The 15,498-nt window shown below is 74.1% G+C and carries 10 protein-coding genes; 2 read left to right on the forward strand and 8 right to left on the reverse strand.

All coding sequences use genetic code 11. From position 1 onward, the window contains the following. Window positions 1-69: 69 nt before the first annotated feature. The 4 genes from I003_RS0131220 to I003_RS0131235 form a co-directional block, all read right to left on the reverse strand. The gene (locus I003_RS0131220) at window positions 70-1,194 is read right to left on the reverse strand and encodes a hypothetical protein (RefSeq protein ID WP_027775014.1); all 1,125 of its coding nucleotides are present in this window, start codon (window positions 1,192-1,194) and stop codon (window positions 70-72) included. After that, the gene (locus tag I003_RS0131225) at window positions 1,191-2,168 is read right to left on the reverse strand and encodes an N-acetylneuraminate synthase family protein (RefSeq protein ID WP_027775015.1); all 978 of its coding nucleotides are present in this window, start codon (window positions 2,166-2,168) and stop codon (window positions 1,191-1,193) included. Before I003_RS0131225 ends, I003_RS0131220 begins: the two co-directional genes overlap by 4 nt. 47 nt (window positions 2,169-2,215) lie before the next feature. Then, on the reverse strand, window positions 2,216-3,607 hold the full coding sequence (locus I003_RS0131230; protein ID WP_027775016.1) for an acylneuraminate cytidylyltransferase: 1,392 nt from the start codon (window positions 3,605-3,607) through the stop codon (window positions 2,216-2,218). A 125-nt stretch (window positions 3,608-3,732) separates the two neighbouring features. Beyond that, window positions 3,733-5,070 carry a DUF6716 putative glycosyltransferase gene (locus tag I003_RS0131235; protein WP_486584497.1) on the reverse strand — a complete coding sequence of 446 codons (1,338 nt, stop codon included), beginning with the start codon at window positions 5,068-5,070 and terminating at the stop codon, window positions 3,733-3,735. Window positions 5,071-5,403: 333 nt separating this feature from the next. On the opposite strand from I003_RS0131235, the gene I003_RS0131245 reads away from it, so the two are divergent. Continuing rightward, a complete protein-coding gene (locus I003_RS0131245; protein WP_027775018.1) occupies window positions 5,404-6,858 on the forward strand; it encodes a polysialyltransferase family glycosyltransferase in 1,455 nt (484 codons plus the stop codon). A gap of 90 nt (window positions 6,859-6,948) precedes the next feature. Here I003_RS0131245 and I003_RS0131250 read toward each other — a convergent pair whose 3' ends face one another. Beyond that, window positions 6,949-7,950, reverse strand: a complete 1,002-nt coding sequence (locus I003_RS0131250) for a helix-turn-helix transcriptional regulator (protein WP_027775019.1) — start codon at window positions 7,948-7,950, stop codon at window positions 6,949-6,951. A 62-nt stretch (window positions 7,951-8,012) separates the two neighbouring features. On the opposite strand from I003_RS0131250, the gene I003_RS0131255 reads away from it, so the two are divergent. Further along, the gene (locus I003_RS0131255; protein ID WP_027775020.1) at window positions 8,013-9,512 is read left to right on the forward strand and encodes an MFS transporter; all 1,500 of its coding nucleotides are present in this window, start codon (window positions 8,013-8,015) and stop codon (window positions 9,510-9,512) included. Between the two features lie 78 nt (window positions 9,513-9,590). On the opposite strand, the gene I003_RS0131260 is transcribed toward I003_RS0131255, so the two are convergent. The 3 genes from I003_RS0131260 to I003_RS34120 form a co-directional block, all read right to left on the reverse strand. Continuing rightward, complete coding sequence (locus I003_RS0131260) at window positions 9,591-11,816, reverse strand: MMPL family transporter (protein WP_027775021.1); 2,226 nt, start codon at window positions 11,814-11,816, stop codon at window positions 9,591-9,593. Window positions 11,817-11,906: 90 nt separating this feature from the next. After that, window positions 11,907-13,367: a sensor histidine kinase gene (locus I003_RS0131265; protein WP_027775022.1), complete on the reverse strand. Its 1,461-nt coding sequence runs from the start codon at window positions 13,365-13,367 to the stop codon at window positions 11,907-11,909. Next, entirely contained in the window at window positions 13,364-14,155 is a 792-nt protein-coding gene (locus tag I003_RS34120) for a response regulator transcription factor (RefSeq protein WP_199784377.1), read from the reverse strand. Before I003_RS34120 ends, I003_RS0131265 begins: the two co-directional genes overlap by 4 nt. Window positions 14,156-15,498 lie beyond the last annotated feature (1,343 nt).

Consider the following 15,498-nt stretch of genomic DNA (forward strand, 5'->3'; position numbering starts at 1 on the left):
CTCCTCACGCCTGGCCCTCCTCACGCCTGGCCCTCCTCACGCCCGCCCCTCCTCACGCCCGGCCCCCCCTCACGCCGGCGAACCCGGCGTGGCCGGTGCCGCCCCTGCCCCCGGCCACCCCGTCGCCGTCGCCGGGCCCGCCGGTAGCCCGGCGACCCCCCGCCGTTCCCGGGCCGCCCCCGCCACCGACGACAGGAAGCCCGGTGCCCGCGGCGACACCGTTTCCGTCAGCCAGCTCGCGTCGATCTCGCAGACCGCCACCTTGACCCCCGTGCCCGCCAGGGCCAGCGGCAGCGTGTGCACCACCGTCGACGGGAAGCTGACGATCGTGCGGCCGATGGGGCCGCGGCGGGCGATGATCTCCAGCGGCAGGTCGGGGCGGACAATCTCCAGGCCCGTGTGCCGGTGGAGCCTGTGGAGCTTCTCCGCCCGCTCCCTGCGGTGCGCGAAGTAGCGCGTGACGCCGTACGCCCTGGTGAGCGACGCCACCGCCTCCAGATACCGGTCGTGGTCCACGACGCCGGTCTCCACCAGGGACGTACCGACGAGATCCGTGGCCGTGCCGAGGCTCGGCGGGCCGAAGCGGGAGCGGGTCCAGGCGAACTCGTTCGCCGACACCTTCAGCCCCGGCGGCGGGTCCACCACCGGCATCGAGGTGAACACCTCCACCCGCGTCCCCGAGGTATTCCCCGCCGGGGTCAGCCGCCGTCGTGCCGCGCTCGCGACCGGCGCGAACAGCATCCCCCGCACCCCGCCGCCGCGCCCGCTGCGGTGCCAGCGGACGAACCGCTCGCCCCGCGCCAGTTGCGTCGTGAACTCCATCGTCGCCGTCCCGTCGTCCACGACGACGATCTCCCGCGCCTTCGCGACGGTCAGCAGTGTCTGCACGTACCGCGAGAACGGGTCGCCCAGCACCACCCGCCGGGCCCGCCGCAGCGGGCGGGCCAGGCTCGTCATGGTGCGCAGCGGCCCCGCGCCGCCGCGCGCCTCCTGCCAGCGGACCCGCAGGCCGTCGTCCCTCGCCAGCTCCGCCATCCGGCGCAACTGGCCGCGCGAGAGCGGCTCGGTGGGGGGCAGCACGACGACCGTCAGGGGTGCGACGGTCCCGCCCCGGTACGCCCACTCCAGCACGTTGAGCAACTGGACGGGGCTCTCCACCAGGGCGACGGTCGTGCCGGCGGCGTCTTCGGTCATACTCCCACCGGTTCCTTCTCGGCAGGCGCCCCGTCAGCCGGCGCCCCGTCGGCCGCTTCGGTGGCCTCCTCGGCCGCCTCCGCGACGACTCCCTTGACCCGGCGCAGCTTCTTCATCGGCGCCAGCTCACTGTCGTAGACCTTCTTCACGCCGTCGCCGAGGGACTCCTCGACCACGCGGATGTCGCGTACGAGCCGCGCCAGGCCCTGCGGCTCGACCGAGGCGGCCTGGTCGGAGCCCCACATCGCGCGGTCCAGCGTGATGTGCCGCTCGACGAAGACGGCGCCCAGGGCGACGGCGGCGAGCGAGGTCTGCAGGCCCGTCTCGTGGCCGGAGTAGCCGATCGGCACGTTCGGGAACTCGGCCTGCAGCGTGTGGATCATGCGCAGATTCAGCTCTTCGGCCTTCGCCGGGTACGTGCTGGTGGCGTGGCAGAGCAAGATGTTGTCACTGCCGAGCACCTCCACCGCGTGCCGGATCTGCTTCGGGGTCGACATGCCCGTGGACAGCACCACCGTGCGGCCGGTGGCGCGCATGGCACGCAGCAGTTCGTCGTCGGTCAGCGAGGCGGAGGCGACCTTGTGGGCCGGCACGTCGAACTTCTCCAGGAAGGCGACGGCCTCGGGGTCCCAGGGGGAGGCGAACCAGTGGATGCCGCGCTCCGCGCAGTGCGCGTCGATCACCCGGTACTCGTCCTCGCCGAACTCGACGCGGTGCCGGTAGTCGATGTACGTCATCCGGCCCCAGGGCGTGTCGCGCTCGATGTGCCACTGATCGCGCGGGGTGCAGATCTCGGGCGTGCGCTTCTGGAACTTCACCGCGTCGCAGCCCGCCTCGACGGCGGCGTCGATCAGCGCGAGCGCGGTGTCGAGGTCGCCGTTGTGGTTGATGCCGATCTCACCCGTGACGTACACCGGCCGGCCGGGGCCGACGACGCGGTCGCCAAAGGTGCGGAAACGCTGGGTGGAGCTCATGCAGATCTGTTCCTTACTCTCCAGACCCTCGCCGGGGAGGGATCGGGCTACAGGGAGGGGCCGAGGATCCAGGAGGCGATCTCGCGGATCGCTCCGTCGCCTCCGGGGGTGGACGTCACCGCACGCGCCGCGTCCCGCACGAGCGCATGGGCGCCGGCGACCGCGACGGGCCAGCCGACGAGGCCGAAGCACGGCAGGTCGTTCACGTCGTTGCCGACATAGAGCACGCGCTCGGGCCCGATGCCCTCGTCCTCGCACCACCGCTTCAGTGCGATGTCCTTACGGTCGACGCCGTGCAGAACGGGGAGGTGAAGTTTGCGTGCCCGCGCGGCGACGACCGGGTTCTTTTCCGAGGAAAGGATGAGCAGCTTCAACTCGGCCCGGCGCAGGGCCGCGATGCCGAGGCCGTCGCCGCGGTGGACGGCGACGAGTTCGCGGCCGTCGGCGTCGATGTAGACGCGGTCGTCGGTCTGGGTGCCGTCGAAGTCGAGGACGACGGCGTCGACGTCGCGGCGGGTGGGCAGCGAGCCGGGTCCGGGTACGTCGAGCAGGGGGGCCAGCGCGCGGGCGCGGGTCAGGTCGTCCGGCTCGTCGATCTCCAGGACGCGGGCGGCGTCGGTACGCACCGGGGCGGTGCGGCCGAAGAACCGGTGGCGGTGCTCGCGGAAGCCCGGGGTGCGCATGGCGTAGGCGGCGCCGGTCTCCAGCAGGTCCTGCGGGCGGTCCTGGCGGCGGGGGCGGTACGACTTGTCATGGTTGACGCCGTACCCCCGGGCCGGGACGGTTTCGCCCGCGGCGTGCGGGGCGGGCGGGGCGTCCGCGGTGTGCGCGGCGGGCGCATGGTGCGCGGCGGCGTCGGAGGGGGGCGGACCGGGGAAGACGGACCGGGCTCCCCCGCCCGTCACCGCAGCCGCGCCGGCGGCCCCCGTCCGCGCCGGCAGTCGCGGCTGCACCGCCGCCGCGCCGGGCACGTCGTCCGCTTCGTCCCGCCAGAGGAACCCGTGGAACGGCGCCACCGTCAGCGCGCTGTCCGCGCCCTCGTCGAGGACCGCCGCCGTGACGCCGTCGATGTCCGCGCCGGTCAGGAACGGGCTCGTGCACTGCACCAGCAGCACCGCGGCCATCGTCGCGCCGCAGCGCTTCTCGTGGGTGTCCAGCGCGTGCAGCACCGCCGCTTCGCTGGAGGCGGTGTCGCCGGCGATGCCGGCGGGGCGGCGGACGACCTCGGCGCCGGCCTCGCGGGCGACGGAGGCGATGGTGTCGTCGTCGGTGGAGACCACGACGTCGGTCACGAGCCGTGCCGCGAGGCACTGCCGTACCGCGCGGGCCACCAGCGGCACGCCGCCGACGCGGGCGAGGTTCTTGCCGGGTACGCCCTTGGATCCCCCGCGGGCGGGGATGACCGCGAGCACGCGGGCTGCGGACTCGGGCTGGGACATGGCGGCTCCTTGCTGAGGCGGGCCGGGGCGGGAGGTCACGGCGCGATTCGGTTGGCTTCTCCGCCCGCGCGGCGAACGTGCGCCCGGGCCGTCCCCCCGGGGGCTCGCGGCCCCGCGCGTGCCGCTCACAGTGCCCCCATCCGGCGGATGACGGGCGCGATGCGCTGGACGCCGCCCCGGTACGCGGCGCGCGCGGCCTTGCGCAGCAGCGTGCGCGCCCACCGGCGCAGCGGGCCGCGTCCGGCGGTGGCCGATGCCTGCGGCAGTGGCTCGCCGGTGGGGGCCAGGCCGTGCCGGGCGAGGATCCGCGGCAGGTAGCCGCCGGCGGTTTCGGGGGTGTAGTACGGCGCGAGCGGCGGGAGTTGCGGGTCGGCGACGAGCGTCGTGAGCCGGGCGCGGGCGCGGTCGAAGGCCGCGTCGTACGGCTCGGCGGAGGCCGCGCCCGGGACGCCCTGGCGGGACAGCCACACGGGGTCGGGCTTGGGCAGGTGGCCGGCGTCGAGTTCGTCCCAGGAGGCGAGGCAGCCGGAGCCGAGGAAGTGGTGGTTGCCCAGCGGCTCGCGTACGCCCAGGTCGGTGAGGACGGCGGTGGGGATGCCGCGGTGCAGGGACTCCAGCGCGGCGGTGGAGCTGACGGTGACGAGGAGGTCGGTGCGGTCGAGGACCTCGCCCATGTTGCCGTAGACCAGGCGGCAGTTGGCGGGCAGTCCGCCGGGCAGCTTCCCGGCGAGCTTCTGGTACGGGGCCTCTTCGATGTGCGTCGTGTGCTCGCCCGGCCGGCTGCGCAGCTTGACGAGCACCTCCCGCTCCGGGTGCCGCTCGGCGTGCCGGACGGCGCGGCGCAGCAGGTACAGGCGGTCCTCGCGGCTGTCCGGCACGGAGGGCTGGACGGCGAAGACGACCGTGTACGGGCGGCCGTCGCCGGCGGTGGCCGGGTCGTACGGCTCGCCGTCCAGGAACGGCAGCGCGCACTCCACGATGCTGTGCGTCGAGGCGCCGACGCCCTCGTAGACGGCCCGGAAGCGCTCGGCGTCCTGCCGGCTGTTGGCCAGCACGATGTCGGCGCCGTTGCGCAGGAGGAGGCCGTCGGAGAGCTTTTCGTAGACGACGCCGACGTAGCCGGTGACGACCGCGGGGCGGCGCCCGGCGCCCTGCCAGGCGCGGGCGAGGCCGTGGAGCATGGCCTGGACGGTGCCGCCGACGCAGGACAGGAGCACGACGTCGTAGCGGTCGGGGTCGGCGGCGGCGAGGAACTCGACGGCCGTGACCTCCCTCCTCGTGTCCGCGGCGACGCCGACCTCGGCGAGCTGGCGGGCCGTGGGCGTGGCCCTGCCGCGGAGCAGATACCCGTCGAGCTCCGCCTCCGGTGCGATACGGCGAGCGGTGAGCGCACCCCACTTCCAGCGGGTGTCGGAGTCGGCGAGAACAGCGGTGCGAAGCTGTGACGGGGGGTCGTTGAGCACGTCGCCGACGCTAGGGAGGCATTCCGCTCGACGGCCCAACACCGTCCGTACAGAGGGTGAACAACACGCCGCCTGACGGCGAACCCGGACGTGGGAGCACGGCGTTCACCGTTCCGCCGCCCGGCGTTCACGCCGGCGTCGGGGCGGGGCAAGCCGGGGGCGGGGGGCGGCCCCTAGCATCGCGCGGATGCGTCAACTCTCCGTGATCTTTCCGTGCTCCCACGGGCGGGACCACGCGCTGCTGCACGTCCCCGCCGGGCCGCGGACGGCCGGGGACCGGCCGTGGATCCGGCGGCCGGACCGGCGGGGCGCAGCGGCGGAGGTGCCCGCCTGATGGCCTCCCCCTCCGACGCCCCCGCCCCTTCGTCCTCGTACCCGCAGCCGGAGATCCGCTACGCCCCCGGGCGGCACACCCAGGTCTTCGCGGCCTCCACCCTCTACGGCACCGCGACCCTCGCCGCCGCCCTGGACGCCGGCCTCTTCCCCGCCGCGGACCGCCGCATCCTGCTGATCACGAACAACGCGCCCACCCCCGAGACCACCCCCGCCGTCGACGCCATGGCCGGCTTCGCGCACCTGCGCTCCCGCTTCGACGACGTACGCGACTGGAACCACGCCATCCGCCCGCTGCACCCCGCCGCGTGGGAGCCGCGCGCCGAGGACGTGCCGCTGTGGGAGCGGCACCTGCGGCTGCTGTGGGGCCTGGGCGACGACCGGCTCACGCTCGTCGTGGAGTCGGTCCAGGCCGGGCCCGCGCGGGCGCTCGTGCGGCTCTTCCCGGACGCGGCCCTGCACGTCTACGCCGACGGCCTGAGGAGCTACGGCCCCACCCGCAGCAAGCTGCCCTCTCTCCTCGGTACGCGCATCGAACGACTGCTCTACCCCGACCTGCTGCCGGGCGTACGGCCCATGCTGCTCACGGAGTTCGGAGTGCCGCCGGAGATCGTGCCGGCGGAGGAGATGAAGAAGGTGCTGGCCGGACTCTCGGCCGCCGCCGATCTCGGCCTGCCCGCCGCGGGGCTCCGCGAAGGGCTCGGCAGCCGGTTCGGCGGAGGGGCCTCGCCCGCGCTCCTCCTGGGCCAGTACCTGTCGGCGCTGAAGCTCCTCACGGCGGAGGAGGAAGAGGAGCTTCACGTACGGATGCTGCGCGGGGCGGCCGGACTGGGCCACCGCAGTGTGGTGTTCAAGCCGCACCCGACGGCCCCCGCGCGCGTCTCGCGGCGGCTGGAGGACGAGGCCGGCCGCCTCGGCGTGACGCTGACGGTGCTCGACTCGCCGGTGCCGGCGGAGGTGCTGTACGAGCGGCTGCGGCCGGCGCTGGTGGCCGGCGCGTTCTCCACGGCGCTGCTGACGGCGTCGACGCTGTACGGGCTGCCGGTGGCGAGCGCCGGCACCGGCATGCTGCTGGAACGGCTGACCCCGTACGAGAACGGCAACCGCGTCCCCGTCACCATCGCGGACGCGCTGCTGCCGTCGCTGGACGACCCGGAGGCGGTGCGCGGCTGGCGGGCGCCGACCGCGGAGGAGACGCGGGAGAAGCTGGGCGGGCTGCTGACGGCGGTGGGGTTCACGATGCAGCCGCGGATCCACGCGCCGCGGCGGCCGGAGGTCGAGCGGTGGCTGGCGGCGGAGCTGGACGCACGGACGTGGCGGTACTTCACACGGCGCCGGCTGACGGTGCAGGGGCTGCCGGGCGGGGTACCGAAGCCGCTGGCGTTCGTACCGCGGAGCCCGGCGGTACGGAGGGTGGCGCGGCGGGCACGGGCGCTGCGCCGGCGGCTGACGTGAGGGGAGCGCCGGGCAGGGGGCACTGCGGCGGCCGGCGTGAGGGGCGCGGCGGGCACCGGGCCCGTCGGCGGCGGCCGGCCTGAGGTGCGTTCACCCCTCCCCCGTACCGTCCGACGCCCGGGCCTCCCCTTCCGCCCCCGCCGCCCGCGACGCGCGGCCCGCGAGGTCCCGCAGGTACTCCGCCAGCTCCGGCGGCTCGTGCACCTCGAACTCGCAGCCCAGCGACGCCAGTCGCAGCGCCAGCCACTCCAGCGCGTCCGCCTCGGTGACGAACTCGTATCTCCCCCCGTCGATCCGGGTCAGCCCCGCCGCCGCGTCGCCGAGGCGGCGCGCCAGGTCCTTGTGCGGCGCGTGCAGCGTCACGCGGGCGCGGTAGCGGGGCCGGTCCCCGCCCATCCGGGCCTCGACGAACGCCGCCGCGTCGGTCGCCGGCAGCTCGCGGCGCGGTGGGCGGACGCCGGTGGCGAAGGGGCGGGTGATGCGGTCGACGCGGAACAGCCGCCAGTCGTCGCGGTCGTTGTCGTACGCGACGAAGTACCAGCGCCGCCCCGCCGAGACCAGTCCGGCCGGCTCCACGAGCCGTTTGGTCTCGGTGCCGTCCGCCGCGCGGTAGCCGAAGCGCAGCCGCTCGCCGCCGGCCGCTCCGGCGGCGAGCACCGTGAGCACCTCGGCGTCGACCTGCGGGCCCTGCCAGCGGGTCAGCGGGGTGGTGGCGGTGCCGAGCGACGTGACGCGGCGGCGCAGCCGCGACGGCAGCACCTGCTCCAGCTTCGCCAGCGCCCGTACGGACGCCTCCGCGAGACCCGCGACCGTATGGCCCGCGGAGCTGCGCAGGCCGACGGCGATCGCGACGGCCTCGTCGTCCTCCAGGAGCAGCGGGGGCATGGCCTTGCCGGCGACGAGGCGGTAGCCGCCGAAGGTGCCGCGGGTGGACTCGACCGGGTAGCCGAGGTCGCGCAGCCGCTCGATGTCGCGGCGGATGGTGCGGTCGGTGACGCCGAGGCGGTCGGCCAGCTCGCTGCCGGGCCATTCCCGGGGCGTCTGGAGGAGGGAGAGCAGGTGCAGGAGCCGCTTGGGGGTGTCCGTCGTCATGTTTTCCAGACTGCCTTCTCTTTAGGACATGACCTGTCCTGTACCGATCCTAGATTACGGCCATGACCTTCCAGAACGCCCCTGTGGCAGCACCGGATCGCCGCCGGTGGATCGCGCTCGCCGTGGTCCTCACGGCCTCGTTCATGGACCTCGTCGACGCGACGATCGTCAACATCGCCATCCCGAGCATCCGGGAGGACACCGGCGCCTCCTTCGGCGCGATCCAGTGGATCACCGCGGGCTACGCGCTGGCCTTCGCCATCGGCCTGATCACCGGCGGCAGGCTCGGCGACATCTACGGCCGCAAGCGGGTCTTCCTGTTCGGCATGGGCGGCTTCACCGTCGCCTCGCTGCTGTGCGGCATCGCCGCGGACCCGGCGATGCTCGTGGGCTCGCGGGTGCTGCAGGGCGCGATGGCCGCGTTGATGGTGCCGCAGGTGCTCAGCATCATCCACGTCACGTTCCCCGCGGAGGAACGCGGCAAGGTCTTCGGCATGTTCGGCGCGGTGGCGGGCCTCGGCGCGGTGTCCGGCCCGATGATCGGCGCACTGCTCACCGAGGGCGACCTGTTCGGCCTCTCCTGGCGGCCGATCTTCCTCATCAACCTGCCCGTCGGCATCGCCGGCCTGATCCTGGGCCGCCGCTTCATCAGCGAGTCGACGGCACCCGACGCGCTGCGCCTGGACCTGCGCGGGGTGGCGCTGGCCACCGCGGGCCTGCTGATGCTGCTGTACCCGATCACCATGGGCCACGAGAACGACTGGCCGGCGTGGGGCTTCGTCTCGATGGCCGCGAGCCTGCCGGTGTTCGCCGCCTTCGTCGCGTACCAGAAGCGCAAGCAGCGCGCCGACGGCTCGCCGCTGGTCGAGCTGTCGCTGTTCCGGGTCAAGAGCTTCGCCGCGGGCATCGGCGTGCAACTCGCCTTCAGCACGGGGCTGGGGATCTTCTTCCTGGTGTGGACGCTGTACATGCAGCTCGGCCTCGGCTGGAGCGCACTGCACGCGGGCCTGACGGGGCTGCCGTTCTCGCTCGCCTGCTCGGTGGCCGCGGGGATGTCGGTGCAGAATCTGACGCCGCGGTTCGGGCGGAAGGTGCTGCACGGGGGCGCGGTGCTGATGGTCGCCGGAGCGCTGCTGTACCTGACGGCGTCCGGCCGCTACGGCACCGAGATCTCCACCTGGCAGATGGCACTGCCGCTGACCCTGCTGGGCGCGGGCATGGGCCTGATCTTCGCGCCCCTGACGGACGCGGTCCTGTCCGGCGTCCCGCGCCGGCACGCGGGCTCGGCGTCGGGGCTGATCAACACGACGAACCAGTTGGGCATGGCACTGGGTCTGGGGCTGGTGTCGGTGGTGTTCTTCGGCGCGATGGACGAGCCGACGGCACCGCGGGAGGTGGGCACGGCGTTCGCCGGGGCGTTCGAGAACGCGATGTGGTGGGTGATCGCGATCCTGGGCGTGGTGTACGCGCTGCTGTTCGCCCTCCCGAAGCGCACCGCGGCGCAGCCGGAGGAGGCCCCGGCCGCGGAGCCGGAGCAGCGGAAGGAACTGGCAGCGGTCTGACCGCGCACGACACCACGAAACGGGGTGCAGCCCAAAAAGGGCGGCACCCCGTTCCGTTGCGCGGTGACGGCTGATCCGTTACCCCGCACGCCCGACCGTCTGCGCCAACTCCTGGGGGTGCGGGGCGGCTTCGGCGGTGTCCTGGGGGTCGCGGGGTTCTACCGCCAGGTGGGGGAGGCGGCGGTCCAGCCAGGCGGGGAGCCACCAGTTGGCCGGGCCTATCAGGTGCATCAGGGCCGGGACCAGCATCGTGCGGATCACGAAGGCGTCCAGTGCCACCGCGCCCGCCAGGCCGATGCCCGCCATCACGCCCTCCAGGTCGCCGCTGAGGACGAACGCGCTGAAGACGCAGATCATGATGAGCGCCGCCGCGTTGATGACCCGGCTGGACTCCGCCAGGCCCACCCGGATCGCGCGGGCGTTGTCGCGGTGGTGGACCCACTCCTCGTGCATGCGGCTGACCAGGAAGACCTGGTAGTCCATCGACAGGCCGAAGAGCATCGCCAGCATGATCACCGGCAGGAACGCGGTGATCGGGACCTCCCGGCCGAGGCCGAAGAGGTCGCTGCCCCAGCCCCACTGGAAGACGGCGACCAGGAGGCCGAACGCCGCCGCCGCGGCCAGCAGGTTCATCACCGCCGCCGTCAGCGGCACCACCACCGAGCGGAACGCGATCAGCAGCAGGACGAAGCCCAGGGCCACGATGATGCCGACGAACAGCGGCAGCTTGCCGGTGATGACGGACGCGAAGTCCTTGTTGATCGCCGTGACGCCGCCGACGTGGACGTCGGGCGCACCGCTCGTCTGCGCCGCCGGTATGACGTCGTCCCGCAGCCGGTCGATGAGCTGGTCCGTCGCCTCGTCCTGCGGGGCGCTGTCCGGGATGACCTGCACCACGGTGACCCTGCCGTCCGGAGCCGGTGCGGGGGTGCCCACGCCCGCCACGCCCTCGGTTCGTTCCACCTCGCCGACGAGCCGGGTGAGTTCCCGGATGTCGGCCTTCTCCGGGGTTTCCGCCACCAGTTGCAGCGGGCCGTTGAAACCCGGGCCGAATCCTTCGGCCAGGAGGTCGTACGCCTTGCGCGTGGTCTCGGACTCCTGGTGGTTGCCCTGGTCGGTGGTGCCGAGGCGGAGCGAGAGCAGCGGGAGCGAGACGACGGCGATGAGGGCGACCGCGATGCCCGCCAGCAGCCGCGGCCTGCGCTGGACCAGCAGCGACCACCGGACGGCCCGGCCGGAGGAGCGGCGCTGCTCCGGCTCCGGGCCGTTCTCGGCCAGCCTGCGGCGCTCGCGGCGGCTGAGGACCCGGGTCCGCAGGATGCCCAGCAGCGCCGGCAGGAGCGTCACCGACGCGGCGACGCCCAGCAGCACCGTGAGCGACGCGGCGATCGCCACCCCGTTCAGGAAGCCGATGCCCAGCGCGATCATGCCGAGCAGCGCCACGCACACCGTCCCGCCGGCGAACAGGACCGCGCGCCCGGCGGTGTCGAGGGCCCGTACCGCGGAGTCCTCCGCCGCCATGCCGCGGCGCAGACCCGTGCGGTGCCGGGTGACGATGAACAGCGCGTAGTCGATGGAGACGCCGAGGCCGATGAGGCTGCCGAGGAGGGTGGTCGCCTCGGCGAAGTCGAGGGTGTGGCTGAGCAGGGTGACGGTCATCAGGCCCGTGCCGATGCCGAACACGGCGCAGACGATGGGCAGCAGCATCGCGAACAGCGAGCCGAAGGCGATCGACAGGATGACCGCCGCCGCGACGATGCCCGTCACCTCCGCGAGCCCGCCGGGCGTGCCCTGCACCGCCTGGATCGCCTCGCCGCCCAGCTCGACCTGGAGTCCGTCGACGTCGCCGGCCGCGGCCTGTGCGGTGTCGACGACCTCTTCGACGTTCTCCTTCTCCAGGTTCATGGCCTGCTCGGTGAAGGTCACCTGCGCGTACGCGATCCGGCCGTCCTCGCTGATCTGCGCGCCGCCTTCGGGCGCGTACGGGCTGACGACCCGGCCGACCTGCGGTACGTCGGCGATACCGGCGAGCGCCTCGGTCATCCGCTCGCGGATCCGCGGGTCCCGCACCGACGCTCCCTCCGGTGCCTGCCAGACGACGCTGTCGGTGTCGCCGGAGGTCTGGGGGAAGGATGCGCGCAGCAGGTCGACCGCCTCGGCGGACTCGGTGCCCGGCAGTTCGAAGTCGTTGGCCCAGCGGCTGCCCGCCGCCTGCGCGGCGACGGCGGTGCCGACGAGCGCGCACACCCACAGCAACAGGACCACGAAACGGTGGCGGAAACAGAATCGGGCCAGTGCGGCCACGGCGGGCTCCTCGGTTCTCGGCGTCGCGGAGCTTCAGCGTCGCCGCGAGGGCGGGGCGTACCCAGGGCCCTCAGGGATCCCGCAGGGGCTTCACACCGAACTCTCAACTCGCGCGCCGGCCAGCGGCAGGCGGATGACGACGGCTAGGCCCGCGCCGGGCGCGGTGTCGAGCGTGACCTCGCCCTCGTGCGCCTCGACCACCGCCCGCACGATGGACATGCCCAGGCCGCTGCCGCCCGCCACCCGCGCGCGGCCGGGGTCGGCGCGGAAGAACCGGTCGAAGATACGAGCCGCGTCCTCCGGGCGCATCCCGGGCCCGGTGTCGGCGATCCGCAGCACGGCCACGCCGTCCCCGGTGGCGGCGGAGAGGGTGCAGGCGGCGTCCTCGGGGGTGTGGGTGCGTACGTTGGCGAGAAGGTTGCCGAGGACCTGGCGCAACTGGGCCTCGTCGCCGACGACGACCGCGGGCTCCTCCGCGTCGGCCGTCACGGGGCGGTGCGGCTGCTGCGCGCGCAGGTCGGCGGCGGCGTCGCGGACGAGGACGGCGAGGTCGACGGGGGCGCGGTCGCGGGCGGGGTGCTGGTCGAGGCGGGCGAGGGCGAGGAGTTCGTCGACGAGGCGGCTCATGCGCTCCGCCTCGGCGCCGACGCGGGTCAGGGCGCGTTCGGCCTCGTCGTCGTCGAGGATCCCCTTGGCGTAGAGCTGGAGGTAGCCGAGGACGGTCGCCAGCGGGGTGCGCAGCTCGTGCGAGGCGTCGGCGAGGAACTGCCGCTGCCGCGCGGCGGCTTCCTCGCGGCTCGCCATGGCGCCCTCGACCTGCTGCAGCATGGCGTTGAGCGCGTCGCGCAACTGCTCCACCTCGCTGCCGCCGGGCGGCGAGGTGTCGACGCGGCGCGACAGGTCGCCCTCCGATATCGCCGACGCGGTCTCCACCATGTCCTCCAGGGGCCGCAGCCGGCGCCGCGCGGCGTGCGAGGAGACGACGGCGAGGAGGAGCAGGAGCAGCGCGCCGAAGACGGCTTCGATGACGAAGAGTTTGCGTACGGCGCTGCGGACGCCGTCGTAGCGCGTGGTGCTGATGACGTACGAACCGTCGTCGAGGCGGGCGACGGCGGCACGGTAGTGGTGGCCGCCGGCCGCGATGCCGGTGATGTCGCCGGAGTCGGCGAGGGCGCCGGGGTCGTCGACGGAGGCGGCGATGTCCCGGGAGAGCTGCGCCTTGTTGCCGCCGAAGAGCACACAGGTGGGCCGGAGTTCGCCGGCGGCGTCGAGGAGGACGAACGGCTCGTCCTTGGTGGAGCCGGCGATGCCCTTGTCCTCGGGGACGCCGAAGGTCTCGGCGACCTGGCACACCCGCTCCACGGCGACGGCGCTGAGCGGCCCGGAGGCCAGGGTGTCGCGGGCCTGGCGCACGGTGGCGTCGACCTCGCCGACGAGGATGGTGTACGTACCGAAGAGGCTGGCGCAGGCGGCGGCGACGAGGCCGATGGCCAGGATGACGACGTTGGTGACGGAGAGCCGGTTGCTGAGGGAACGCGGGAACCGCTTCACGGCGGCGGCCCGGCGGTGTCGGGGGCAGTCGCGGCTTCCGCCGGCTCCGCCGGGTTCGCCGGCCCGGCCTTTTCCGCTGGTCCCACGGGGCGCAGGCCGTAGCCGACGCCGCGGCGCGTCTCGATGAGCGGCGGGCCGAGCGGGTCGAGCTTGCGCCGCAGATAGCTGATGTACGTCTCGACGACGGTCGACTCCACCGCCGTGTCGAACTGCCAGACGCTGCGCAGCAACTGCTCCTTGGTGAGGATGCGCCCCGCGTTGCGCATGAGGTGGCGCAGCAGGTTGTACTCGGTCGGCGTCAGCTCCACGGGCGCACCCCCGCGCCGTACGGTGAACGTCGCCTCGTCCAGCTCCACGTCCCCGTGCCGCAGCACCCCGCCCGCCGGCACCCGCCCCCGGGTCCGGCGCAGCACGGCGCGCACCCGCGCGACCACCTCGTCGACGCTGAACGGCTTGGTGATGTAGTCGTCCCCGCCGAGCGCGAGCCCGCCGAGCACATCGGCGGGCGCGTCGCGGGCGGTCAGGAAGATCACCGCCGGCTCGTCCCCGTGTGCGCGCAACTCCCGGCAGACCTGCCAGCCGCTGCCGTCGGGGAGCATGACGTCGAGGAGGATCAGGTCGGGGGCGTGGGCACGGGCGAGTTCGAGGGCGCGCCGGGCGGTGGGCGCGGCGTGCACGGCGAAGCCGTGGAAGCGCAGGGTGATCTGCAGGATGTCGGCGATCCCGGGATCGTCCTCGACCACAAGAACGGACTCCCCCGCCGCACTTCGTTCTGTCGTGCCGCTCATGGCCCCAGTATCGGGGCGGAGGTCCGGTGGACGGCCGGGCGCGATTCTGCGAGTTCCCTGTGAGAAGTGGGCCGCGTACAGCCTGTATGGGTACGTACGCAGGGAGTGGACGGCGCACGGCGTTCAGCTCGGCGAGGAGGGCTGGCCGCGGGGTCTGACCTGTCCGGCAGCGGCCGTCACACACCGCCCGGCCGGCGCGACCGCCAGGCGGCAGGGCCGGGTCCGTGGGATTCGACCGCCCGATCCGGCGACGTGGCGCAACGTGGTCGTCGATGCCCACGCGCATGGCGCCGGAAGGGCCGTCCAGCCCGCGCGGCGGCCCGGAATGAGGGCTACCGACACAAACTCGGCACGACAGGTGCGCCAAAACGGGCTAAATCACCCACGGGGCGAGAGTTTTGCTCCGCAGCACGCCCGAACTTACCCGCAGACCCGTGAGCGGCCCCAACCCGGAGCCAGAAGCGGCCCCCGCGCACGACACCGGGACAAACTCGCAGCCACCCGACCCCCAAAGATACCCAAATCGCCCAGCCGCCCCGGCTTTTGCCCACCCACGCGCATCGGTGCCGGGGCGAGCCCGACTCCGATGCTCCGGCCCTCACCCGCCGGGGCCTTCCGCGACAGGGCGGGCCCAGTCCCGGGGCCCGGCCCTCCGTCCACCGGACCGCCCGGGGTCAGGCAGGCCCGACTCCGGTCTGCCACCCACGTCCGCCGCGGGCCACCCGCGACCAGGGCAGGCCCGACTCCGGCCTCCGCCCCCGTCCGCCGCGGGTGCCCGGGATCAGGGCACGCCCGGCTCCGGCCCGCGGCCCCCGTCCGCCGGGCACGGCATCCGTAGCCCTGCCGGAGGGTGCCCGCTCCCCCTGGGCCACCCTTAGCTGCCGGTCTGTCACGGGCCGGAGTCCGGAGTCAAGGGTGGGGCGAAGCCCCATCGCGCAGCGACGCCCCCGCAGCGAAGCGGAGGGGGCGCCCTTGACGCCGGACGCAGGCCCGACAATCAACAAGCGGGGTGGCCCGGGGGGAGCCCCAGCGACACCGGCCCACCCCGACACGGGCCCCACCGCACGTCGGCCCACCGCACGCGCCAACGCCCGCCCCGGGCACGTACCCCCGTACACCGGCCCGCTCGGCGAACCACCGTTCCGCCCGGCGCGTACCCCCGCACCCGCCCCACCCACCCCGCCGGCCAGCCGCCGACACCGACGACCCGGGCCCACTGTCAGAACGGGCGCATACCCTTGGGCGGGCGTGAGGGGACCTACGGCACCGGGCGAACGACGGACTCCCCGGCACCGGCCCCCGGCACCTGGCCACCCCACGTACCAACGCCCACCCCGACAAGT

Source organism: Streptomyces sp. CNQ329 (assembly GCF_000482585.1).